This is a genomic window from Altericista sp. CCNU0014 (assembly GCF_044923475.1).
Lineage (GTDB): Bacteria > Cyanobacteriota > Cyanobacteriia > Thermosynechococcales > Thermosynechococcaceae > JAAURS01.
On record NZ_CP137338.1, the window covers coordinates 1,813,322 to 1,838,179 of the forward strand.

General features: G+C 42.8%; 22 protein-coding genes. 3 read left to right on the top strand and 19 right to left on the bottom strand.

Annotated features, from left to right (window positions below):
* Positions 1–21: 21 nt before the first annotated feature.
* The 8 genes from R6H26_RS09095 to R6H26_RS09130 form a co-directional block, all read right to left on the bottom strand.
* Positions 22–3,468, bottom strand: coding sequence for a HEAT repeat domain-containing protein (locus tag R6H26_RS09095; RefSeq protein ID WP_404790139.1), 3,447 nt, complete (start codon positions 3,466–3,468; stop codon positions 22–24).
* Between the two features lie 330 nt (positions 3,469–3,798).
* Positions 3,799–4,011, bottom strand: coding sequence for a hypothetical protein (locus R6H26_RS09100; RefSeq protein ID WP_404790140.1), 213 nt, complete (start codon positions 4,009–4,011; stop codon positions 3,799–3,801).
* Positions 4,012–4,246: 235 nt separating this feature from the next.
* The gene (locus R6H26_RS09105; RefSeq protein ID WP_404790141.1) at positions 4,247–4,471 is read right to left on the bottom strand and encodes a hypothetical protein; all 225 of its coding nucleotides are present in this window, start codon (positions 4,469–4,471) and stop codon (positions 4,247–4,249) included.
* Positions 4,472–4,485: 14 nt separating this feature from the next.
* Entirely contained in the window at positions 4,486–5,184 is a 699-nt protein-coding gene (locus R6H26_RS09110; RefSeq protein WP_404790142.1) for a hypothetical protein, read from the bottom strand.
* 183 nt (positions 5,185–5,367) lie between these two features.
* Positions 5,368–5,790 (bottom strand): hypothetical protein, encoded by a 423-nt coding sequence (locus R6H26_RS09115; protein WP_404790143.1) that lies wholly within the window; start codon positions 5,788–5,790, stop codon positions 5,368–5,370.
* 59 nt (positions 5,791–5,849) lie between these two features.
* On the bottom strand, positions 5,850–6,152 hold the full coding sequence (locus tag R6H26_RS09120) for a DUF2958 domain-containing protein (RefSeq protein WP_404790144.1): 303 nt from the start codon (positions 6,150–6,152) through the stop codon (positions 5,850–5,852).
* Positions 6,153–6,207: 55 nt separating this feature from the next.
* Positions 6,208–6,477 carry a hypothetical protein gene (locus R6H26_RS09125; RefSeq protein WP_404790145.1) on the bottom strand — a complete coding sequence of 90 codons (270 nt, stop codon included), beginning with the start codon at positions 6,475–6,477 and terminating at the stop codon, positions 6,208–6,210.
* Between the two features lie 95 nt (positions 6,478–6,572).
* Positions 6,573–7,028 (bottom strand): hypothetical protein, encoded by a 456-nt coding sequence (locus R6H26_RS09130; RefSeq protein ID WP_404790146.1) that lies wholly within the window; start codon positions 7,026–7,028, stop codon positions 6,573–6,575.
* 154 nt (positions 7,029–7,182) lie between these two features.
* Here R6H26_RS09130 and R6H26_RS09135 point away from each other — a divergent pair, with 154 nt between their 5' ends.
* Positions 7,183–7,419, top strand: a complete 237-nt coding sequence (locus R6H26_RS09135; RefSeq protein WP_404790147.1) for a helix-turn-helix domain-containing protein — start codon at positions 7,183–7,185, stop codon at positions 7,417–7,419.
* A 48-nt stretch (positions 7,420–7,467) separates the two neighbouring features.
* Positions 7,468–7,908, top strand: coding sequence for a hypothetical protein (locus R6H26_RS09140; RefSeq protein WP_404790148.1), 441 nt, complete (start codon positions 7,468–7,470; stop codon positions 7,906–7,908).
* 279 nt (positions 7,909–8,187) lie between these two features.
* Here R6H26_RS09140 and R6H26_RS09145 read toward each other — a convergent pair whose 3' ends face one another.
* The 3 genes from R6H26_RS09145 to R6H26_RS09155 form a co-directional block, all read right to left on the bottom strand.
* Positions 8,188–8,406 (bottom strand): hypothetical protein, encoded by a 219-nt coding sequence (locus R6H26_RS09145; protein ID WP_404790149.1) that lies wholly within the window; start codon positions 8,404–8,406, stop codon positions 8,188–8,190.
* A gap of 114 nt (positions 8,407–8,520) precedes the next feature.
* Positions 8,521–8,754: a hypothetical protein gene (locus R6H26_RS09150; protein ID WP_404790150.1), complete on the bottom strand. Its 234-nt coding sequence runs from the start codon at positions 8,752–8,754 to the stop codon at positions 8,521–8,523.
* Between the two features lie 247 nt (positions 8,755–9,001).
* Positions 9,002–9,226 carry a hypothetical protein gene (locus tag R6H26_RS09155; RefSeq protein WP_404790151.1) on the bottom strand — a complete coding sequence of 75 codons (225 nt, stop codon included), beginning with the start codon at positions 9,224–9,226 and terminating at the stop codon, positions 9,002–9,004.
* Positions 9,227–9,390: 164 nt separating this feature from the next.
* Here R6H26_RS09155 and R6H26_RS09160 point away from each other — a divergent pair, with 164 nt between their 5' ends.
* The gene (locus R6H26_RS09160; RefSeq protein WP_404790152.1) at positions 9,391–9,876 is read left to right on the top strand and encodes a hypothetical protein; all 486 of its coding nucleotides are present in this window, start codon (positions 9,391–9,393) and stop codon (positions 9,874–9,876) included.
* Positions 9,877–10,096: 220 nt separating this feature from the next.
* Here the strand turns inward: R6H26_RS09160 and R6H26_RS09165 are convergent, their stop codons facing one another.
* The 8 genes from R6H26_RS09165 to R6H26_RS09200 form a co-directional block, all read right to left on the bottom strand.
* Positions 10,097–10,246 carry a hypothetical protein gene (locus tag R6H26_RS09165; protein WP_404790153.1) on the bottom strand — a complete coding sequence of 50 codons (150 nt, stop codon included), beginning with the start codon at positions 10,244–10,246 and terminating at the stop codon, positions 10,097–10,099.
* 84 nt (positions 10,247–10,330) lie between these two features.
* Positions 10,331–11,047, bottom strand: coding sequence for a hypothetical protein (locus R6H26_RS09170; RefSeq protein WP_404790154.1), 717 nt, complete (start codon positions 11,045–11,047; stop codon positions 10,331–10,333).
* Between the two features lie 32 nt (positions 11,048–11,079).
* Positions 11,080–14,718, bottom strand: a complete 3,639-nt coding sequence (locus R6H26_RS09175) for an SUMF1/EgtB/PvdO family nonheme iron enzyme (protein WP_404790155.1) — start codon at positions 14,716–14,718, stop codon at positions 11,080–11,082.
* Between the two features lie 156 nt (positions 14,719–14,874).
* On the bottom strand, positions 14,875–15,345 hold the full coding sequence (locus R6H26_RS09180) for a hypothetical protein (protein ID WP_404790156.1): 471 nt from the start codon (positions 15,343–15,345) through the stop codon (positions 14,875–14,877).
* Positions 15,346–15,546: 201 nt separating this feature from the next.
* Positions 15,547–17,157, bottom strand: coding sequence for a caspase domain-containing protein (locus tag R6H26_RS09185; RefSeq protein WP_404790157.1), 1,611 nt, complete (start codon positions 17,155–17,157; stop codon positions 15,547–15,549).
* Between the two features lie 33 nt (positions 17,158–17,190).
* The gene (locus R6H26_RS09190; protein ID WP_404790158.1) at positions 17,191–18,792 is read right to left on the bottom strand and encodes a CHAT domain-containing protein; all 1,602 of its coding nucleotides are present in this window, start codon (positions 18,790–18,792) and stop codon (positions 17,191–17,193) included.
* 39 nt (positions 18,793–18,831) lie between these two features.
* A complete protein-coding gene (locus tag R6H26_RS09195; protein WP_404790159.1) occupies positions 18,832–20,958 on the bottom strand; it encodes an NACHT domain-containing protein in 2,127 nt (708 codons plus the stop codon).
* Between the two features lie 303 nt (positions 20,959–21,261).
* Entirely contained in the window at positions 21,262–24,843 is a 3,582-nt protein-coding gene (locus tag R6H26_RS09200) for a caspase family protein (protein WP_404790160.1), read from the bottom strand.
* Between the last annotated feature and the right edge of the window lie 15 nt (positions 24,844–24,858).

Consider the following 24,858-nt stretch of genomic DNA (forward strand, 5'->3'; position numbering starts at 1 on the left):
AAGAGTTTTGGGAAGATGAATTTAGCCTTGGGTACTGTGTTGATTGCCTTGGACGATATTGGCGAGGTTTCCAATTTGGGCACCACGGAGATCGTAATAGGGTTGGTTACTTAACGGAATATCAGCAGATGCGGGGATGATACTGCCTTGCCCAATGTTAGGGTGATGTTTACGAATAAATTGTGTGAGATGGTTTCGAACCTTGCGCTCGAAATCCGTTTCACCTTCATACTTCCACCACAAGCCTTCTTCAGGAAAATTTTCTTTGAATCTTAGAACTTGTGTCCATTGCTCAGATTCTTTACTTGAGCTTGGGTTATAGGGTTTTTGGTTAAAGTAGACCATGATTTGTGGTGAACCCTTCTCTTTCCAAGCTTCATAGGCAGCGAGGAATTCGTGCTCTGTACCAGAGTTGGCATCCATCACAGGGGTTCCAAAGCGTTTCCAGAATATCCCGATCAAGATATCGGAGTCTTCAATTTTGAGAACAGAGTCAATCAGACCCTGTGGGCCTTCGGGGTGAAATCCAGGGAAAGAATCTGTCTCCCAACGAACCAGTTCAAGTCTGAGGTTGCGATCAGCGGCAATACCCTGATTAAGTTCGTCAATGACTCCTGGCAATAAGTCACGCTCAGCTTGTACATCGCCAGGAGAGGCAACAATAATACGCGAAATAGATTTTTGATTCATATTAGATTTTTTGAGGAAGCTATTAGGTAAGTCTAATGAAAAATTATAAAACTTACATCGATTTTGAATCTCAGAAATTGCTATCAGAGAAGCATCGATCAATTTCTCATTTATTGAATCTAATAAGAAATTGGTCAAAAATGAAAGATTTTCTATTTTTCCAACCTTTCCTAACGCGTAGATACTGCTACTGGCTACATCACAATCTATATCGTTTGATGCCGCAATTAGCATAAGAGTTGTAGACTCATCAGCAATTCTTGCAATGGAAATAGCTGCTCCAGATCGAATTTCAGGATCTTGATGATTAGAGAGAACATTAACAAGTATTGGAGCAACCAATTTACTCTGTATTTTACCTAATGAATGAATAACAAAATTAACTGATTCATGTTTATCTAAAAGAAGAACTAGTACGGGGATAGCTTTTTCACTACCAATCTCACCCAATGCTCTTATCGCTGGAACTCGAAGACTTTTCTTATTGAGATTTATTAATCTATTTTTTATGGCTAATTGAGCAGCTTTGATATCATTCTCACCTTCGTCTTTATCTATATTGATAGAATCGTCAAGATTAATATTTTCCTCTAGAATAGAACAGAGTTTAGGAACGGCTTTTTCACTGCCAATGGAGCCTAGTGCGTAGATTGCTGACTGACGATCTCTATAATCGCCAGTATCTAAAATTTTCAACAAAATATCAATAATATAATCACTACCAAAATTACCAAGAGCTTTGACACATCCAGAACGAACAAATACATCTTCGTCATATAAAAAACGAATCAATATTGGAAGAATCGAATTATCGCCAATAATGCTTAATGCTTCTGCTGCTGCCGCACGAGTTAAACACCATTCATTAGTATTTTCTAATATTTCCTTAAGAGCAGGAATTGCAATTTTGCCGCCAATCTTTTCAAGAGTATAAATTCCTCTGTCCCTGTCTTCAGTACTTCCATTTTTGATTTTTTCAATTAACGCTAAAACCGTATCTTCATTGGCAAGCTTTTCAAGAGCAACTGTAATTCTTAGCCAGTCCTCTTCGCCAGCATTAAAAAGTTCTTCTATTAAAATAGAATTTATTTTTGAATTCCCAATTTTCCCTAGTGCAAAAGCAATACTAAAACGAACACTACTAACTTCACTATTATCTGTCAGTCGGGTTAAGAGTATTTCAGCCACATCAAAGCAACCAATTTCGCCAAGAGAGATTGCTACTTTTGATCTAACATTTGGATCGTCATCATTTAGACTATTAAGTAGATCTGGTACTGCTTCAATAAATTCGGTATGCCCTAATGCTGAAGCTGCATACACCCGAGTCACAGCTTCGCGATCTTTCAACGCATTAAGTAAATATGGAAGTGCATTTATGGATTTTGTTTTTCCAAGTATTTTGATTTTAAGTATTTGATTGATCTTTCTCTGTACGATCAATTCAATGGCTTTATCTGCAAACTTAGCATTTACCGATCCAGCTAGTCTTGCTCCAAGCGCCAGATCAATTTCCAGTCCTAGATTTACAACCTGGAGAATCTGCTCTGCTTTTTCGGACAACTCTACCATAAGTGTTAGAGGCTCTGTCCATTTTAGATAATTTAGATATTCATGTACTACCTTTTCTTGCTCTATCTTGTCTAGATTTTGAAGTAAATACTCAGCCGAATAGTATTCTTGAATTAGTTGGTGGCGGAATTCAATTTCGTCACAATTATTTATCTGAAGTAAATGATATTTCAATAAATCTTCTAGCCATAATGAAGCTTTTTCATGGGAGATTTTGAATTTTTGATGAATTAATTTTATTGCCTCCTGCTTAGAAATAGTTAGATTCAATTCTGTGGAAGAACTGCCCTGCATCATTACAAAAGCAAGGTGCTGTAATAGTTCAGGCCAGACGATTTGAGAATTTTCATGAGTTGGAACATTCGATTCTTTTAGTTTGGAGTCATAGATTTGGGCAAACTCTCGAAAGGCTTCGCCTAAATTCGCCGGAATTCTTAGGTGCTTCTCAAAGACATCGCATAGCATCACCAATAAAAGAGGCGTTTCAGCAAATTTCTGTAGGCGATCGCCCATCTGCTGCAACATCTGCTGGTGTTGATCGGGAAGATACCCCTTAACAAATTTATTCATCTGAGGGACAGTCAGGGGTTCCATCTCTAACTTGTGTTCAACCCCTACTGTTCCCCCCAAACTCAAATCTCGCGTCGTCAAAATCATTGGGGTGGTTCTGCGGTATCTGCCCCGAAAGTTTTCCAAATCAGTCCGGGCAATCTGGTTGGGTAACTCATTCACCCCATCTAGCAACAGTAAAAATTGGCCCTGAGTTAGCAATTGCTCAAGCTGACCTATCTCAGAGAACCCATGTCCCATCAAAAAATCTCTTACTAAATCCAGCACAGAGGTTTGATACTGTCGCAATCTAACCAGCACTGGAACTTTGACTTGAGCATCGCTTTTGGACTTTTCCGCTTCCTCCAACAGCAATTTCTCTAAAGCCGTTGACTTACCTGAACCAGGCTTACCCACTAACAAAACATGCTTAGACTGATACTTGCGTAGCCCATCTAGAACCGATAAAACCTCTTTGCTTTCTGTTTTTTGGTTTGCGTCAGTTCTTGGCGACTGGTATCGCTTCACCCTCAAATCGATCTTGGGTCGAATCGCGCCATCTGTATGCGTATAGAAATGCCGACAGTCACTGTAAGCTTGGTCATTGAGGACAGATTCTAAATAAGCATGAAAATTAATTTCTTCAATAGCCTTCATGTTAGAAATCCGTCGCCTTGTTCCTTAAACTCTAACAGCCCTAGCTCAGAAACCGCCATATTGAGATTCAGCAATGGTTTGGGCAGCGTCAATTCAAAAAATTATGACAAGGTTTCTCAGTCTTCTACAAGAGCAGCAAGTTCAAACAGATCCTTATAGAGAAGAACTTTTCTGGGCAGCGGATAGAGGTTCGGGCCACGCGGATTCTCCGGCTTTTCCTCTTGACTGGTCGATTCTGCTGGCCCTCTCAGGGCAGTTTCGCCAGCGGAGACACTGGGCGATCGCTCTTAAAAAAACGTCTCGCGTAAGCCATATTACCGATCGCCTCAATCAACCATCAGGAAACTGCCAGCAGAGAATAAATTCAATATCCTGCCCTTCACAAGCCAGACAAGGCTTAGGACTTGAAGCAACCCATTCTGAATGACACTGACGACAGTGACAAAACACATTATGACGATTGGCCTCAGCAATGCTTCGATGCCATGTCTGAAGCTCTTCAGGCGTTAAAACACTGTCTGGTGTTGCGGGTTCTGCCATCACAACTCACCTAAATACCCAAAAATATCGTCATGATGAAACCGATCGAGACAATGGGTCAAATATCCTAAAAGCTGGTGACAAGACTCGAACTTGCGACCGGCTGATTACAAATCAGCTAAGCAGAGTTTTTGTAAGGCTTGTCTGAAAAGGATTATAGGCTATCTCAATCTTTATCTCAAAAATTTTTATCTCAAAGTTTATCTCAATCTAGGACTGACGGCGGTGGTTAACCCATTTACTGGGTTTGTTCCGGTGTTGCCTTTGAGCCTACGGCCTCTTCTTCGCCCCATTGCTCTAGCCAGTCGCCCTCTACGTCGTTCACAATTAGGTCAACTCGATTGACTCCGTGAGAACGACGCATTTTTTGCAGTGTCCGCGCAGCCCTCAATGACTCCAAAGTGGTCTCTTGGATGGGTTGCTCAGGGATGGCATTCTGGATGACAGAATTTTCAATCGTCATGGCTTTGCCCCAATTTAAATCTCAATCTCAGTGTAACAACTGGCCGGAAGGTGATCGCTTTCTTGTAAAAGACGGTTTTCCAGCACAGTGCGATCGCGCTTCGGGTTAAAGCTGACAAATAGCGCCCGCTGGATTTTCCAGTATCTCAAGGTCAGCTCCCAGCGGACTTTTTTATCCACCGAGAGCCGATCAGATAAGGTTGTGAGCTGGACGCACAAGGTTTGTTTAAGGGTGCCGCTCGCAATCAAGTCGGTTGCCATTGATAGATCGAGAATGTAACAAGCCCAAGAGCTGCCTTGGCGCTCGTCGATCCGATTGCACAGGCTATCAATGAGCTTTTTGTCTTCTTGGTCGAATTCCCCAGCCATCAGTTTTTGTTTCCAGATGGAGAGTTTGGGGTCTGGCTCGTTGAACCATCGGGGAAAGAGATCGGTGTACCAGTATTGTTCGGCTGGGGCCATTTGGTCTACACAAGTCTGTCTTGTCTCTGACTCAAGGCTTTGCAGGTCAAGCCAGACTCTGGCATCTACGCACAGCTCGATCAGGAAATCCATGACGTGGCGTTTGCTCATCAACTGACCGGGCTTTTTGTCTTTAATCCAGCGGCGCATCTCGTCTAGTCTGCTGGCCAATCCAGGTTCAATCTGGGTGGCCTCTGCGATCAAACGCTTCAGTTCTTGTTCAATGTCTTTGGCTTGAATTTTATCTGGCATGTTCTTTGATGGGTTAACCGCCCCTAAATCTCGCAACGTTATGAGTCAATTCCAAGGCTATGCTGACCCTGCTCAAGTGAGCCGATTCTAAAGTTATCATGGCCTTCCCTCCAAACACTTTGGGGTACCGCTATCATTTCTCCCACAGATGGAGTCCGAGGCCAAATTTGGCGCAGCACCTTCTTAGCGCCATCGCCTCAGCGTTACTGGATGGGTCGCCCCAGCTATCGATCTCGTTGTCTTCGGTTCCGGTGGCTTCGCGGACAAAATTGCCTTCGGCGGCGCGGAGGGTGAGGCGACCTTCGATGACGGTGCGAACGACTTTCGTCGCGCTTGCGCTTCGCCGTTGTAGTGGGTGCGAACTTCCCAAGAAAAGCCAGGGGAGTAGAACTCCAGCAAGCTAATGTAGCTGTACCAAGAGACAAAATCAATGCGTTGCCCCTTCAAGGTTTTGCTTTTGATGAACCGCTTGGGGATGGGCTTTTGCAAGTCTGCCAGAATTTCTAGGATGGGGCGTTGGTAGCCTTTACTTTTCAGGATTTCAGGGGTCTGGGTTTTGGCTTCGGAGATGGGGATGATTTTTTCTGCGGTGGCTTGGGTTGGCATGGTTCACTCCAAGAATAAAGTTGATGCTGGGGCACCACTCCCGATTAGGTGCATGGAAATTAGGCTGCTGCTGCCGTTCTAAGGTCTGAGAGCGGTGTGGGTTTGAAGCTGAGATCTCGCTCAACCCTTAAACCGAATGGGCCTTGCAAAGTTTGCAATTCGGACAGGCTAAAGTAGCCGAGTTCCTCGTCTTGTCCCTGGACTAGTCCAAAGAAGGTGTCCTCGCCGTCGAATTCGGTTGCGTACCATGTCCAGGATGCGTCAGGGGTGAAGAATTTGACCCAAGCAGTCGGATCGGGGGTATTTTCAGTGCTGTAGAGCGGGGGAAGTTGATGTTTGATTTCGTCGGTTAGTAGGTTCATGGCGATAGTCTCTAAAGGTTTCTGAGGGCGGGGCAGTTTTGCTGCCCCAGTGGGTCTAGAACTCATCACAGGTGCAGTCGTCGGGGCTGTCCATGAAGCCAAAGGCAAAGTGTTTCCGTGGGGTGTAGTGCTGGATGGTACCGTCTGGATTTTTGGGGAGCTGATTTAGTCTGGAGACATAGCCTGCTAGGTAAGCTTCATCTGTCCAGCGGGGGAGTTGCCCTAAGCCTGCATCGGCTTGACCATCGCTGTACCACTCTGTTGCAATTTCGCTCTGTTCTTGGTCTCGGCGTTCTCGTTCACATTCGATTTCGTAAGGTGTCATAATCTAAGCGATCCTTTCTGAATGGGGGGTCATCCCCTGCTGCCTCGCTAAAGTTCAGCAGGGGCTTTGAGTCTTTGGCTAAAGTTTGGACAAATTTAGGCGGCTAAGACACTGATGGGGTCTGACTTTTCTGCATTGAGATAACTGCTTAAACTGTTAAACCCTAAGTGATTGAGTACGGCGTAGCTGTGTTTACAGCACCCATGCCCTAGGAATTGCACTTGGTTGCGGTAGTCTTCGCACTGGCAAACTAAACCAGCCGGAACGGTCTGCACGGTGTAGGTACTGCCCTTTGCTTCGTTTCTGACTGTAAAAGCTGTGGGATTCATGATGTGCTGGGTGACTCTCAGCGCACGAGCAGCAGCTTTGCGCCGTTCGACGAAATGTCGTTTGAATGCGGCTTTTGACATAAACCGAGGGCGATGACCGGGCACCCAAACCCAGATCACAGCGCACCATTCGCGAACGACAATGCGGGAATGACCGTAAATGATGCCCAGAATTCGGGCGGCAGCGGAGGCAGAGTAAATCAGATTTTCGCGAGTGACCATGGGAATAAAACTTCAACTCAACTATGACTATTGTACTAACTGGTTAGTGCTTTTGTCAATCGGTTAGTACTAATTGATTAGTAAAATGTGACATTCAAGGTACTAACTGATTAGGCTTAACGGAGTGGTGCTAAGTTGGCTGTAAAGTTGAGTTATGGATATGAAAGAACTCAGACAAAAGACAGGGTTGAAGGCTGAAGAGGTGGCGGTCAAGCTAGACATTGCTGTCTCGACGGTGCGGAACTGGGAACAGGGGCGAACGCTGCCCAAGATGCGGGTCGATCAGTTTGCTAGCCTCTGCAAGCTCTACGGTTGCACGATTGAAGAATTGGAACTGTCGGCTAGAAGGTCGATAGATAAGGACGGAAAGGACAATAAATCAACTGGTTAGTACTAATCAATTGAGGTATAATAGAGAGGAAGCGAACCGAAAGCCTCTATGCATATTGGCGTGACTGGCCCCAGGAAGTTGACCCCAACCCAGGAAATAAAGGCCATTGAAGATCTGAAACAATTGCTGACCCCTGACAAAACGCTGCACGCTGGTGATGCAAGGGGATTGGACGCGCTAGCGCGGGAGTTGGCGGAAAATTGTAAGCTGTACCGATACGATGCGGAGGGCTGGAAACCCTGGCAACTGCAAAGGCGCAGCCGTGCAATGGTGGATGCCCTAGTGGTTGTGGGTGGAACGCTGCACGCTTGGCCAAATAAGGTTTGTCCGGTGGGGTTGACGGTGGACAGTTGGAAGGGAAGCGGAACTTGGGGGACAGTTAGATATGCGATCGCCAAGGGTATAGCCGTAGAGCTGCACCCCTTAACCCCGGAGGCAATAGCGCCAGATTGGTTGGAGGTGAGGACGCAGCAATTGGTGCTCTGGTAAAAATGCCGTCTGGTTGGTGGGCGCTCAGGGTGAACCGACCGAAATGCCAGTACCCTTACCCCTTTCTTTTTCGCTTCTCTCCTCTCCGAGTGGCGCGGAGTGGAGCACCCCAACCAGAGGATGAAGCACGGCCCTTGAGTCATCGCCGGGGTTGGATGGCAAGCCCCAAAAAGTCGCCTGTGTTAAACGCGCCAACTTCTAAAAAAATGAACAAACGGCGCATCCGCAAATTGCGGCTTTTTGGCCGAAGGGTAGGCTTGCTGCTCCACCGATGCCGTGCTAGGCTGCCGAACCATTTGTGCGAAACGGAGCGCCGCCTGCTGAGGAGCGCAGGGACGAGTACCGGAAGCAGGGAAATCCATGTGCGACAGCACAACCGCTGATATGAGCGATCGCCTCTTTGCCTGTCTGTCCGGGTTGCACTGCCGGAACGGAGTGGAGGCGGTGCCTTGTAAATGTAATGGTGAAGCGGCTGAGGAACGAAGCGGCTGAACACAACGGTATTTTCCAGGATGGAGCGCTATCGATCAGATGTGGTGGCTAGGTCTGGACTGGCGATCGCGTCTCACTGAGCCAAGCCATAAAAAAAGGGGGCAAAGCCCCCAAACCGAACTATGCCATTGGACAGCAGGGAAAGACGCTGACCAGATAGCCGCAAACGCTAGCGCCTGCTTTGAACTGAATGATACCTGGCTCAATGACTGAAGCGGAACTGGCACCTAACTCGACTAAACGAGTACATGCCTTTTCAGCTAGCTCAACGGGTACATTTACTAGACGCGACCAGCCGCCGTTGCGTGCGACGATGTGACAATGAGACCAGGACAGAGAAATGGAACTGGACATAACAAATAACCAAACTCAATGGGGCGTTTAGACTGCCTGTATCTTGAGTTTCCAGGGTGTATGCAGGTCAAGGCTTGCGCGTGGGGGTCTGGGGTTCTCTCCAGAAACAAACCTTTAGACGTTGTTCGCGCAACTCGCCGGAGGCTCGGACTGAACGGAGTGGAGCTGCGATCGCGTTTTGCATCCTCACCGATTCACGATCTAGCGGAACGGAGAGAGGGAGAACCGCAGGGCCTTGACTCCCCAACTAGGCAGTAGAATAAAGCGCCTGGGGTTGGCTATGGGCGGGACGCGGGGCTTTAGGGGCGCGGGGTGTGGAGTGCCGGGGTGGAGTGCGCTGGTTTGAAACGGTTGGGAATGCGATACCCCGGCGAGGCTTGACACCCGATTCTACGATCGCTTCAACTTTAGCTGTACTGAAAGCTAGGCGATCGCTTTCATGGAGGAAAAACCCAAAATTTCTATTGTGCAACCGTTGACTCAGTGAATTTTTCGTAACAAATCATACAAAAATCTAAAGCTGTCGATAAAGGGCTTTGATAGGATTCGGTCGTCCTGTAGGATTATGGCAGAGGCTGTATTAGGATTTATAGTCTTCAATTTAATTTGTCATGAGATATAAATAGGCACAAAAATATGGCTGAGATTAATGATTTAGCCCAGAAATTGCTCGAACTAGATGAAGATGAATTAGAAGCAATGATCGGGATGCGATCACAATCGCAATCAAGAAGCGGCGTGTCTGGCGAAACCGATGATTCGTTGGATTCCTTAGAAGAAGATATAGATACAGTGCCGAAGGGTGGTCTCAATGATTTCTTAAATGCTGGCAAAGACTTCTTTGCTCCTATAAATGCTCAAGCGTATAAGTACCTTTGTTCTGATATAGATAAAGATAGTGAGCTTGGAAAAGCATTGTCTACGGTGATGAGCGATAAAACCACAGAAGCAGCCGCTAAGGTCACTGCATTTTTATCTCCAGTTTTAGTTACTCAGTTTGCTTTACCTCAAGCTCTTGCCGTTTTGATTGGAACTTTGATCGTAAAGAAGGTGGCGAAAGGAGCGTCTGATTTTACTTGCAGTAATTGGAAGAAAAGTTTAGAAGGAGAAGCTGCTGCATAGAATACTTCCAGTACTTTTCATGGATTTGATGGGTAGCGATCGCTCGCTTTTGTAGCTCTAGCTCATCACGCAACGTAGGATTTTGAAACGAGCTAGCAATAGCAGCGATCTCCCTCTTCTGGATTCAGCTTCATAGGTGTCCGGTGTGAAATAAGTTTCGGAGTGCCTCCAAAGTTGCCTCTTTGTTGAACAGACGAATAACTTCTGTTTTTTTATCCAACTATTTGTAGTTATTTTTCCGCTCAAGCAAATCGGCGATCGCACTTGCATCACTGACAGCAATAGTGAAACTGAAAACGCTGGGGTTTTCATAGCGATCAATGCCAATGACAACACCCATATTGAGATCAAACCTTAAACTTACTTCCATTTTATTTTGCTCTAAATGATCCTGCTGCAGAGGCTATAGTCGCTGTAGCATGAAAGAATCGAAACACTGACATAAGCTAAAAAATTAGCCTCGAAATAATCGTATTGAATATTTAGGTGGGGAAGGACAATCCTGCTGAACCATGGGCATAGATCTGCAATTATTAATCATTTGTCTGTCAAGATCTGAAAGCACTCGTAATCGTAATCTAGAATCCCTAGACTCAATATGTTGGTTCAGCCATTCGGACTGAATACCTGAATTGTTAGTGTCTAATGTATAGTCAATAATTGATCCATCTACTAAAGTTGTTACAAGGCTATTAAACTGCAAAATAGGGTCACCATTTTTTATTATTCTCACTCTAAAAGGTATTTGTGTTACTGTCACAGAGCGGTACCCATTTTTACTAAACAAGACTCCATAAATTGTGCTTGAAGGTCTTATTGATGATATATTAATTTGCTGCCAAGGGGACTTAGATACTGTTGCTCCCCCAATAAATTCATAGTAGTCTGCAGATATGCCTTTGGATTGAACAGTATTTCTGAACGCACTTAAATTAACTGTACCCATTGAGATGTTAATTTTGGGTAGGGGGCTATTGGATGGTCGGATTGCAGTATAAATACGATTAGCAAGGTCGTTAGGTGTACCCGCTTGAATAGTTTTCCCAATTTGACTGCCACCAAATCGATTAACAGTGGCTCTATAAGACGTTGATTGAGATAAAACAGGAAATGTGATGAGAAAAATAAAAAGTAAAGCAATAACAAAAAATTTAGTATAGCGAATCTTCATTGTTATAAATCCTTAGTTTCAATAGTTAATCATCATGGTTGGTCATCTGATTTAGAAATTGCGCATCTAAATCCATACTGCAAATCTCTCTGGCTCGTATCAATTAAAGAGCTTTCAGCGTTTTCGTATATATGAGTAGCAAGTTGTGGCTGCCCAAAAGAACCACCTTTAAGAGCTTGCTTACGATAATTAGATAGTGTAGCAGGTCTATCCTTATTCAAAAATGACTCTATATACCAAATATCTGTCCATTCATAGGCATTTCCAATCATATTAAAAACACCATAATAACTAACTCCCTCTGGATACTTATTAACTTCTTCTGTTGTACGTCGATCAGGAAAGTTTTCCCATTTATCAATTGTGTTTGCTCTTAAAAAATCTGTGTTATTTCCCCATGGATATGAAAATATCACAGCATTACCTGAGCGATCTCTTCCAGAAGCAGCCTTTTCCCATTCGAGAACTGTCGGCAACCTCTTACCTTGCCATGCACAGTAAGCAAAAGCATCATACCAATCAATATTGATCACTGGATTATTTTCTGAACCACTGAATTTCTGATAAATCAATTCTCCCCAGTTTCCAGGTTGATGCCCATTTTTATCTAGCTTATATTTTGGTTGAGCATTATAAAATATTTGATAACTCAAGGAACTTTTCTCTATCTCATTAAGGAAAGATCTATATTCTCGATTACTAACTTCATATTTATCAATATAAAAATCATCAATCATTACTGATTGATTCTGTCGATCAAGAGCTTCAGTATTGGCATAGACTACAGGAAACTTACCTCTGGGAATAAACGCCATATTTTTAACTGTTTCAGCGGATACCTTTTTAAGATTGATTCTCACTAATACAGGTTTAATATAGTCATTGTATCCTTCAATTTTTACTGGATATTTGATGATGTAACCTTTATGTAAAATTTCTACATAATAGAGACCTTTAGGGAGCGCGTCTAGGTACAAGAAAGGAATTTTCCATAAGTAATTCTCTTGCTTTTCTCCCGTATTCTTAAGTTGTATTAAGGTGGTCTGGCCAGATAAGTCTTTCCCACCTAAGGAGACAACTTTTAACCGCCCCATTTCCTTTGGTTTTAAGTAAAGATCTTGAACGATTTGATTCAGGGCTAAGTAGCTTGTAACTAGCATGATGGTGAGCGCTCCGCGCCACCGCCAACTAATATTCCGCCGTTTCTGTAATGCACTTTCCTGTATAAATTCTCTTTCCATAGAGTTAAATCCGTTATCCTCGGACTTAAGTTCCTTGTTGAGTAGATCTAGGTAAGGGTTGCCATCCCAAAGAAAATGCTGAGATTTATCTCCTGATCGATTTTGCACTTTTCTCGATCTTCTTAGTAGTCGATCAAACCGATCAAAGATTTTGCTCAGTAAATTCTCAATTATAAAAAGTCTTCCATCAAACCAATCAAAAATCAGCTCGATTTTATCTAAAACTCCTTTTGGCTGTTCTTTCTCCTTCTTTTTAACTCTTTCCCATTCCACCGCTACGGGAGTTACTCGCCTCTGCAAAAGTAAATTTCCCTCCTCTTCTTTTTTCCATGTCAGCAGTTTTTCCCAACCTTTTACAAGCTCGTCGTGGGCAGGTTCAATGTAAGGGTTATCAGCATAATCAGTTCCACTAACCAACAAACGTGCAGAGGAAAATTGAGCAATTACTTCTTGCACTCTAGTATTTTCTGACTCAGGAAAGTTTAGTTCAGAAGCTGGAACTTGCCTCCGCGTCAGAGCACCACCTGCCGACACCATTCGCAACATCACATGACGGATAGTTTGCTCATACGCTGGATCGACTTTGACAAATGCATCATATTCCTCATCCGCCCGACGAGTCAGTGACTTTGTTACTCCCCCAAGCGCATCATAATCACTCCAGGTTATCGCCCGCTCTACGGTCTCAGTATTTATTTGAGCTGTGAGATAACGACGGGCTAATTTCAGATACAACTCACTCAATGCAAAAGACAGAAGCGGTAAGGCTCCAGGCATTCCCGCCACTTCATCAATCAACTGATCGACCAGATTACCTCGGTTATCTAAAGACTCAAAATACACCACCCTTGCTGAAGCAGGTTCTTCAATCACTGTCCTCAATTCTTCACGAGTCATCGCTGGAACAACAAACCGTGCATCCTTCCAAAGGGTTTCTAGAGGTGTACTTCTGAACTGAGGTTCAAAATCTGACCGCAATGTTACAACTAATCGAAATACACCATGATGAGTTTTGAGGAGATTTGCCAGTAAGTCTAAAAACTGATGTCTTTCCTGATCATTGCGACATAGGGTAATCAATTCTTCAAATTGATCGATTACCAATAACAGCTTGATTTCAGAATGAGACTGAATCCAAGATGCGATCGCCTTTGAAAGCATTTTCGAGTCATTCTGATCTGTTTCTACCACTCCCAATTCCTTCAAGACACTGTTCAAGCTATTGAGTGGAGATTCTCCAGGGCGGATCGGAGCTAAAATTTTCCATCCCTTATGTTTACATTGATGGAAATATTCTTGAGGCTTTAGTCTTTGATTTTGGGATTGATCAGTTTGGGCAGAGCCGTCTAGATGAGGAATCAAGCCCGCCTTGACTAAGCTTGATTTACCCGAACCAGAAGTACCGAGAACAACTGTAAAAGGGCGATCGCTCATCGCATCACAGAGCTTGTGAATGAGAGCTGTTCTGCCAAAGAAAAGTGCACTATCTTTAGTTTCATAGGACTTTAACCCCTGATAAGGGTTGTTGTCTTCTAATTCATCAAGGGAAGGGGCATCCGGCAGATTTAGTTTGTGTCCGGGGGGAAGAAAAATGAATTCACCCTTGTCGTGCTTCTTTAAACACCATATTTGGGGTGTTTGGAGCCTATTCATAGCATCTGTAAGAGTTCCAACGGATGTACTCAGGTACATATGAAGCTCACTCGCAGTGATCACCCCATCCCCAGCTTTTTTCCCATTTTTTGCAAGCGGATAGGCATCGGCTTCACCACTTAATGCTTCAATTAATGCTGCGGCAAAGGGTGAATGCTCTGAGTTGCTTTTAGCAATGCCGCGATCGCCCTTAATATCCAAATTATCGTTGGCATATTGATCGGATGCTGCTGAAGTGATGACTTGCCAAGCTGGATCTTGAATAAAGCGATCGTAGCGTTCTTTGTGGATGGTTTCTGAAATAGAGGTTAGTTTTCGAGTACTCGACCAACGAAATGCTCCAGCGAAACAGCAATCTAAAATCACCAAGCAATGGCGACATGAGAGTTTGCTTAAGGCTTCTTCCACCAGGTGCATGGGTAGGTACGTCTCAGAATCTCCCAGTATTGCATCTTGAGGAATTAGATAACCCTTTGGGCCGTCATCGCCATTGAGGGCGATGCCATGACCTGCAAAATAAAACAATAGGCGGCTGGGATTCGCCGCTTTAAGTAATTCTGGTAATTCGGTTTCTAAGCATGCTCTTAAATTTTGGGAGGTTGCTTGGGTATCGGTCTTATCTGTGAAGAGGTGAACCTGGTACTGATAATCAGTTTTTAAGATATCGGCGATTGACTCAGCATCCTGTCTTGCCGTCCCTAATTTTGGAATACTGTTTTGATAATCGTTAATACCAACGACCACGGCGAGGTTTAGTTTAAATTCTGAGGTTTTCATGGGCACAAACTAACCATAATAGTCAGATTTTTGAATTAACAGAAAAACGATGTAATCTAGTGCTCACTGTAAATTCTCTTGCAAATTCCGAATCTTAGACCGAACACTAAAATTTTTATTATCTTCAAAATTTGTTTCTAGAATTCAAGTTCTTCTTCATATATTTTTTGGACACCTCCCAGACATTACGTACTCACGGAAGTCTTTACTGTAAAAATAACAGTTTTCTTCCCAATACTGATTTACACCTGGCTTTTTCAGTTTGCTTCTCATTAATTCACACCAGCCAGCCCATAAATGTTCATCTAACAAGCCAGTTTTATATTGATAATGTAAGTTTTCAAAGAAATTGAATATGCTACAAATTAGTTGAGTAAATCTGATTTCTTCTTCTTCACTACATAACTTTTCTGGATGTTCACAACCTAAATAGTATATTTTTGCTGTTTCAGAATCTTGACCAATACGGGCTTCAATTTCAGCATAAGAACTAATAATAGATTGATATGTTTGACTTTTAACCGATTTAGACCCATCCCTGATTTGTATGGAGACATATATTAATGAAATAACAACAGCTATTGTTTGGATAATACTTGTCGTGGTCTGAATAATATCTGTTTGCATGTTCAACCAATCCTAGATGAAATAGCATTAAATCAGGAAATAAGAAAATAGGCTAAGTTATAATTCATTTATGATCGAATTCACTAATATCTTTCCTAGATTAAATTGGTGACGACTCAAGATATTCATTAATAATTTATATTAATTTTAGTAAAGTATCTAATCTATTGCCAGGATGCAATTATTATGAAAAATTAGAAATTATGTGACAATAAACATATTTATATAATGTACATTTATATTTTTTAAATCTTCTTCACTAACAGATGAAACATTAACTCCTCTTCCATACCCTGTATGAGGATATATGAAAAAATTGACTTTCTTGGGCGATACAAAAAATCGGAATTGAGATAGACCATTGCCTGGAAATTTAAATGGTTGACTTTTGATGGTTTCTCCACAGGGTAAACCATTTTCTAAATATAATGTGTCTTCATCATAGTTCCAGAGTAAAATACTTTCAATCCTACCTTGTTGAGAAATTTCTGCCATATAAATATGAATCGGATAATCCACGACTGTATCAAATGAAAACTGGGTAATCGTATTTATTGGAATAGAGTACCCACTTAGCTCACCTAGTATTTTAGTATCGACTTCAAAAAGTTCATCTTTGTCTTTTCCATTGAAAACTCTAATCTTGACAGGAAAATTATTTCCCTCTATTGCAAGAACAGATTCCCAACACGGAAAATTATAGTAAAGATTCCAAATGTCATTCGGTGACAAAGGAATAGTTCCCTCGGTATAATTAAGTTCTTTTAATTTTTCTATAACTTCTCTTGCTCTAGATATATTGTTTTCTATAAGGGTTAATTTGTATTCGATATAAAGAGTTTCAGGGGCAATTGGCTTAATGGCAATAAGTTGATTGACAAGCTCTTTCAATATTGTTATTTCTCCCTTTTGCAAAGAAGAAAAGGCACGAGCCTTGAGTGCGTCAAAGCTTTGATTTCTGAGTGAGATTACCATTTCGCCGCGATCATCCAAATGGAATGACCCAAAATCAGGAGTCTGTTTAGATTCTGAAGCTTGCGCTACCTGCTGTTGAATAAACAATCCCAATTCCGAAGAACTGATCAAACCATTGCCATCTAAATCAGCTTTGCCCCAGTTGAAACCATCGATTAACGTCCCCGTAAACAAAGAGTGCCCCGGAATTGGCCCATTATCATTCGCTAGTTGATCGCGTTGAGCAGATGTGACTACTTTGCGACTGATTCGGCTGCTGAGGTCTTTTGTATAACGATTGGCATCTCGAAAGCTTTGCATTGACTGACCTAGAGCAAGGCCGCTCTCACAGGAATCTAGAATAACAAGGACATGCCTTGCTGGAAGAGCACTAAGGCTTCTAAGAAATGGATCGATTTCTACATATTCGCTCCAGGACTGAGTTGCATCCACAGGAACTAAATATCCTGTTTCAATTTCATTGGTGCCCACCTTTCTGACACGAGTAGTCCCATGTCCAGCAAAAAATACAATCAGGCTGTCATTTTCTTCAACAACTTTGTAAAGTTGATCATCAACGAGAGAGGAGATTGCTGCTTTGGTGGCTGCTTCATTGATTAAGGGTGGAATTGGTGCTGAGAAACCAAGCTTATCAATTAGTGTTTGTTGAAGTCCCACTGCATCTTGAACCGCGTTTTTGAGTTTATTACAGTGGACGTAATCGTCGATGCCAATTACGACGACTAGAGATCGCCCCCGTACCACGGACTCAGACTCGGTTAGAACGGCATTGAGTTTGCGAGATTCAGAATCAGAATTTTCGGTGGTAGGTTCAGTCATGGTTTCAGAATTTTCCATAAGAAAGATCATTTACAAGGCGATCGCAGTTTTCTAAATTTGCCAAAGTTTGATTTCTAAATCATCTCCTGCACTAGCAAGCAGATTATCCTTCGGACTAAAAACCACAGCTCGCACCTCCCCTAAATGCCCCGTAAAGGTTTGAAGCAATTCCCCAGTTTGGATATCCCATAGTTTCACAGTGAAATCTGCACTGGCACTGGCAACTTTGGTGCCATCCGGGCTAACTGCTACACACCATATCCGTCCGGCATGACCTTCAAGGATGTGCTTGGGCGATCGCTTCTTTCCAGTCGTCAAGTCCCACAGTTTGATGGTGCGATCGGCTCCTCCGCTAACCAATGTTTGATGGGGGGTGCTGATGGCAAGCGATAAAATCTGGCTCATGTGAGCATTGCCAATCACATATTGAGGTTGTTTGCTCTCGTTGTTCAAATCCCAAAGCTTAATGCTTTTGTTTTGACTGCCACTGGCAAGCCATTTCCCATCCGAATTAAATGCCATCGATAGTACAGAGCTACTGTGAGCTTGAATGGTTCGTTGCCATTCTCCAGTTTCCCGATCCCAGATGGTAATTCTGCCATTGCCTGCTCCTGCGACAAAAATTGGAGGCTGAGCCACTGGGCTGACTGGTAAAGCATTTACAAGGGTAATTGGACTAGATGAAGCTTTGATGGTGTAGCGATTGTCGCCTGTCTTTTTGTGGCTGAGCTGTGTTTTGTCCCATGCTTTGACTTCACTATCTGCACTGCAACTCAAAAGCATTTGACCATTCGGGCTGATGCCAACGCACTTGACTCGATCTCGATGTCCAGTCAGTAGATGCAGTAGTTGTCCTGTTTCGATATCCCACAATCTGACTGTTTTATCATTACTGCTGCTCAAAATTGTCTTGCCGTCGGGACTAAAGGCAAGAGAACGAATCCAATCTGAATGTCCAATCAGAGGTTCTAGCTGAGATTTTTGACTCAACTTAGAAGGTTCTGCTGGCAAGGCGATCGCATTAAGTTGTTCTTTCTTCTTTAAAACAGGAATCAAATATTCTGGAATAATGAGTGGACGTTCCTCATCTGGGGAATCAATCACCGTCAGCTTGCGACGATTAGGCGATGTGGAAGGCAGGTCGGTCTCAATGGCGTTACAACCAAGTTTATAGGCAGTTTCAATGGATTTTCCAGCTCCGATGCCATCATAGAATCCAATCGAGAAGGCGATCGCGGCGTTATCTGGAATCTCTTGGCTCATGCCAATCACATAGTTTATGTGCTGGATTAGGGCATTTGCTTGTACTTCAGAGTAGCAAGCGTTAAGTAAAATGCACTCTACATCCTTTGAGAAGATTTCAAAGAGTCTGGACAATTCATTATTTTCGACAAACTGTTCATTGCCGTCATCGGTTTCTAAAACTAAACCGCCTTCGCCGCTGCCATGCCCGCAAAAATGCACGATTTGCGGCTTAACGTCTAGAAGCGATTGTCTTAAGTCTTTTGGGCGAACGGCTCCACGTACTTCAATGTCAAACTGGTCGCGGTTTTGCGATCGTCTCAGTCCTTCCCGAATATCTCGAATTTCGCGATCGAGGTCGAGAACTGAGGTGCCTTTAGGGTTCGATGCCAGGATCAAAATTCGTTTCATGTGGCTTTGTCTCGATTATTCTGCTAAAAGTTAGGGATCCTAAACAACTTCAGCTTTCTGAGCAAAATGCTCCAATAGCATCCGGTGGAAGAAGACATAGCCACTGCCGACTTTTTTCATTAGGAGACGGTCTGAAGCAAAGTCAAGAAATTTAGCATAGTTCCAGGGTATGCGACCTTTTTGGTAAAGTAATTGGCGCAGGGTATGGTGATATATACAATCAGATCTACCACCGGGCACTACGGAACCCAGCCGGGAAACCAGCGCCAAAATCTGCACCAAAATCAGCCCATAAGACAGAACAGACATCAGCATTTCCTCGTTTCTATTCTGTAACAAGGTTTGCTGCATCTTCTCAATCAAAAAGATGGTTTGTTTTTCCCGCATCATCTGGCTGGCTAACCAACTCAGCCAACGTAGCACCTTATCTTTAGGATATTCTGAAGTAGCCCCTCGTTCTAGTCTGCGATCAATGTAAGTATCAAATAAATGTTGTTGCCGATCAGTCGTTGAGCGCAACTCAGGCAGCAACTTTTCGACTGACCATCCCTGGTAGGCCACACTCATGAAGTTCAAAATCAGCGGAGTTTGAGCAAACTTCTCTAGTTCTGCATCTCTTTTTATAAGTGTTTTTAAGCCTGCCAGAGGACCACCCACGCTGTCTAAAAACTGATACACTTGCTCCTTAGAGAGGGGCTGCAGGCAAAGAGCACTGCTGATCTGTAAGCGTTCTGTCAGGGCTTCATAATCCCGCACCCGGCTACAAACCGCCACCTCAGTCTGGGGAAATAGCCCAATAAAGTCGTTCAAGGCACGAACACAATCATTACGATTCTCTTCTTTGACTTCATCCAGCCCATCCAGCAACAAGATAAGCCGCTGCTGCTTGATCCAAGGCTCACTCGATGACTTGGGAACCTGATATTTTTCACGCAGTTCATCCATCAACCAATTGAAGATCGATTTTTGATCCTTCGCCCAAGAAGACAGATTAAACACGACGGGCAACGGTAAACTCAGATTCTGCTCGCTGCGCTCAATTAAGCGTTGTGTTAGTTGCAGAAGAGCGATCGTCTTTCCGGCTCCCGGAGTTCCCAAAATCAACAGCGTCCGACCTTGACCTATTTCCTGATAGATCCGAGTTTCTTGTAGTCTTTCATAGGATGCATCCAGTTCTACAGATAACGCCTCAATGCCCTGCGATAGATCGGCGATCGCATCGGGGCGAGCTTTCAACTCAAGGCGAAGAGCACCAAAACCCTGAAGGGAAGGCCGAAGAAATCCTTCAATCCAAAACTGTTTGACTTTCCCTAACAGTTCCTGGCGTTCCTTATACTCTGACTTGCTTAGAGAGACCGCAGTTTGGGATGAAAAGTGGCCAAAATTGTCATAAGCAGCTCTTGCTTGATCTTTATAGTCCTTGCGATCAATTGCTTGATGCACAAACTCAACAAATTCCTGGGGAAGATCAGCCTCCGCTGAAGTAGGGGGAACCCTTGGAATTGAGCCGAGCTGAGTTACACTCGCAGGAAAGCGATTGCTTTTTTTCAGTAAGACTGGCTTCAAATATTCTGCCATCTCAGGCTGTGCGGGTTGACTCGCTTCACCAGCGGATGAAAGCTTGCGATCCTGCATAGATTGATTGGAGAGGGAATGGGTTTTGCTCCACCAGATTTGAATGGCAATACACCCCATCTCATAAGCTTGCTCAATAGACTTTCCAGCTCCTAAGCCTCTATAGAATCCGACTGAAAAAAGATGAGCCGCTTTGTCGAGGATGGGTTGACTCATGCCAACCACATAATCGATATGTTCAACGATCGCTTCTGCTTGGCGATCGCTGTCGCAAGCATTCAGTACCGTACAGTGAATCTCTTCTGCAAACGTTTTGAAGATGCGAGCCAGAATCTCTGTGCTAACAGACTGTTCTCGTCCATCCTCATCCTGAAACACTAAACCCTTTTCTCCAGCACCATGACCACAAAAGTGAACAAACTGTGGACTATGCTCAGCAAGGAGTTCCTGTAACTCCTGAGAGCGAACACCTAACCCAAGCTCGACTTCAAAGTCTCCAAAACGCCGCACAGCATTGTTCAAATCTGAGACTTCCCGATCCAGATTCAAATCTCGTCTGGGGTTGGAGGCTAATATCAGAAGCTTGGTCATGACATGCACCTTTTAGGGGGAGTTAACTTTGCGCTAAATCTACTGCCTTGAAAACGCCAGTAGGTTTTTACCATCATTAGACCTATTGGGAAAATAAAAATAAAATCGCTAAAACACTTATGCAGAATGGACTTCAAGGATTTTAAGTAAAAATCGCCAAAAGACTTACCAGAAAAGGGTTTTAAGGATTTTCGAGCTTATTACTCAACAACTCTATTTTGTAAGACGTTTCCCAAAATGCAAGGAAGCATGTTAAACATATCTTTCAATGAGGTATTAGTTGACATGTGAATTCTCCTAAAGTTAGCCAGTTTTTGATGCCCCACGTGATTTTAAAAACTCTTCAATTTCTTCTTGATGTCCAAGAGGAGAGCCTGCGTTTAGATAAGTTTGATAAGCTCGTTCAGCCTCCATTAATATTTCTTGTTCAACTAAAGCACGGAGTGATTTTGCTAAGTAATAATGAGCCGCAATATTATCTGGGTTCTGTTGTGTCGCTAATCGGAGTTCACTTACTGCCCAAGCAGGATCTTGTTTACTCTCATAGAGAACTCGACCCAGCCAATAGTATGCTTCTGGATATGATGTAATTGATTCATTATTGCCTACCACTTGCTCAATCGCGGCTTGTAATGCTGAAATACTTCTGCCGTAATTTTTGAGAACATAGTGAGAAATTCCTAGGTTAAATAATTCTTCAGGAGCAGTCCCATTACGCTGTTCAATTAGCCGTTTCAAGATCAGCGCGGCTTGCTGAATGGGTTCTTCTTGAATTTTGATCCAGGAATCCCTGATTTTTGAATAAAGAGCATTAGGCAGAAAAATTAGCAGATCAGAGATGGGTGTATTTTCAGCAAAATAAATTCCATAAAAAAAACGAGAATCCCACCCTTTAAACTCTTCTTTATAAAATTGATGTAGTTTTTTATAAGTAGCAGTTGTTGAATTTTCAGCTTCCAAAAATTGAAATAACAAAGTTGTGAGATTTTCTAGCAATGTTTTACATTTACGATATTTGATAGAAGGAGAATAAATTGAAATATCACCAATTTTAGGAATCAATGAATCATCTCGCTCAATAGCGTTATCATCAAAAGCAACAGTAATTTTACGAGTAGAAGCAGAGAAATCACCTTCCTGATATTTAACAAAGTGATTTTGATCCATAGTCCAACATGAATCTATAACGGAGACTAAGTTGATATTATTTTGAGAAGCACGCTGGGCTAAATCATTTAATAATATATCTCGAACATCTTGATTTCGGCTGTCGAATGCTAAAATGGTCGGGTGATCTTGCTTGTCAACAGAGCCACAACCCGCAAAATAGAAAAGGGTAGAACTTGTTCGAGAAGTATCAATAAGTTTAGTGAATTCATTGAGTATATTTTGATAGGTTGCATCTTGATTATTCAAGATTTTGACATCTTTGAGTTGAAAGCCATATCTGTTGACTAAAATATTTTTTAAAGCGAGAGTATCGCTAGCCGCACTCTCAACACCTTGAACTATGTTAGGATTAAGATAGTTATTAATGCCAATAAGTAACGCACAACGTTTAGCTTTGATTAGATTATAAGTATGTGAAATTATATTGCCGAGTAAATCGCTATTGCTGCTAAACGTCGACATGTCTGAAAGTTCTTGAAAAGTCTGAAGAGCATCACTATAGAGTCGATTATTAAATTGAGCTATTGCAAGATATAAAAGCTGTTCTTCTCTTTTTTGTTTAGTTTGTTCAACAGCCGTTTTAAGTGAGATTATAGCTTCAAGGTTATTTTCTTTTTCAAGATATGCTAAGCCTAAACTATAGTAAAAATCTGGAAATTTACTGGCAAACTGTTTATTGAAATTGTGGTGTAAAGATTGTAAAGAGCTATCGTTAAATGCAGTATAAGAGCGACGCTGAATGAAATTAAAAGTATAAGATAGACTTCTAAAACTTGGAAAGAAAAGAGGTTTGTCCAGATCGCCACAGAAAAATGGCGTTTGATTTGGAAACTCTGATTTCACCTTATCTCTTACTTTCTCAAATAAATTTTGTTGTAAAATTTCTTCTGAAGATTGCCAAAGCTCTTGAACTAAAGCATAGGTAAAATAACCATGTCGTTTTTGTGTATTCTTAATCGTTTTCTCGAATGCAAACTGTCCTGGCGATACACTAAAAAGGAGGCTACAAAGTCGAGTCTGATTAACATGGTGGATAAAACTCTCAAACTCCTTGCTTACTACTGTATCCATTATCAGATGCTTATGAATGGAAGGAATAGAATCGATAAAGTGGTAGATTTCATTGATGCTAAGTATATTTAAGCGATTACCTTCACTATCAAGCTTTGTATCTGCTGCAATCCAGTTTCCATTATCTTGATGTCCTCCATAATAGATGACAACAATATCATTGAGGGTAGTTTGCTCTTGTAAATATCGAAAGGCATTAATAATGTTTTCATATGTGGCCTCCATGTCTGGAAGTTGCTTGATTATGAAGTTATATTTTTGAGACAATACTTCACTCAATATCTCTATATCATTTACACATCCTTTCAAATGTGGAATGCCCTCAGAGCCAGAATAATTAATTCCAATCAGTAAAGCATAGCGATTCACCAACTCTGGATGAGAGGGATTAGCTGCATCTAGCCACAAGATTAATTCCTGTACCAGGCTAGCTCGATCACTATGAGGTGCTTCACTCAAAAAGGATTCTAAGTACTGTTTAGCTTCTTCAGTTTTACCTTGATTGAGACAAGCAATACCCAGATAATAGTTCGCATCTGGTAAGCCTGCCTTGATGGCCTTTTCAAAAGCTGCGATCGCTGCCCTAGGCAAATTTCCAGAGGCAGTAAGTGCCAAACCCAGTTGCAAATGAGCTTCAGGTAGTTTACTTCCGACTACTGCCGCTTGACGGATAGCTTCTTGAAGGTGCCGACTCGCCGAATCAAAACAATATTTATCATCTAACTTTAGTCCTATTTGATAGAGATGACAGCCCAACTCATAATGCTCTTGGGCAGAGATCCCTGCCGTAATTGCGACAGGTAAATTGCGATCATAACTATTCGTCCCAACACAAGGATGCTGTTTATTCCCCGTAGCCTGCTGCACATTCTCTCGAATATATTCAAACAATTCCCCGACTGTCACAACCCCATTCTTAGGACTGCGATCGGCGGCTCCTTTCATTCCTTCTAGTAAATAATGAGTAAATACACCATGCCCCTCTCCCCACTTAGCATCTTCAAACGAAACCTCATTTGCCTCAGCTGATGTTAGCAGCGCAATGCCTCCTCTAGATTTGCCAACTTCCCGTAAATAGCTATTCACAACAGCAGAATTATCGCTCGCATCTCTCCGCCCGATTCCTCCACCAATAGCTGCACTATGACAAGTATCTGCCAAAATAATTACCCGCTCCGCCAGCAAATTCTCTCTCAATGAGAGGTCAATCTCACGCATTGGCAGCGCAGTCCCAGAAATATCCTTGGGGTCAACATCATGGGTTAACAGATAGACAATTCCAGGCCGATCAATATCCGGCGCACCATGACAGGCAAAGTAAATTAGTACAATGTCCTCCTTCGCAGGTTTCTTGAGAAAACTGCGAAGTGCCCGTGTAATATTAGCCGTTGTCGCCTCTTCATTCACCAACTTTTTAACATGTTCCTGCTCAAATCCGCCACCTGATGGTGTCAGCAGTAGTTCATAAAGAGCCTCTGCATCGCGATCAGCATACTTCAGGTTCAGACTTTCATGTTTATACTTTGAAATGCCTACCACAATTGCCCAGCGATCAACATATGTAGCATAGGAGCTTGGAAGCGCGGTCCCTAGCCCACGGTTTTGAGGGTCTTCAGATGAATTGGTGTTTTCTTCTGGAGGCATTACTATAGTCTTCCT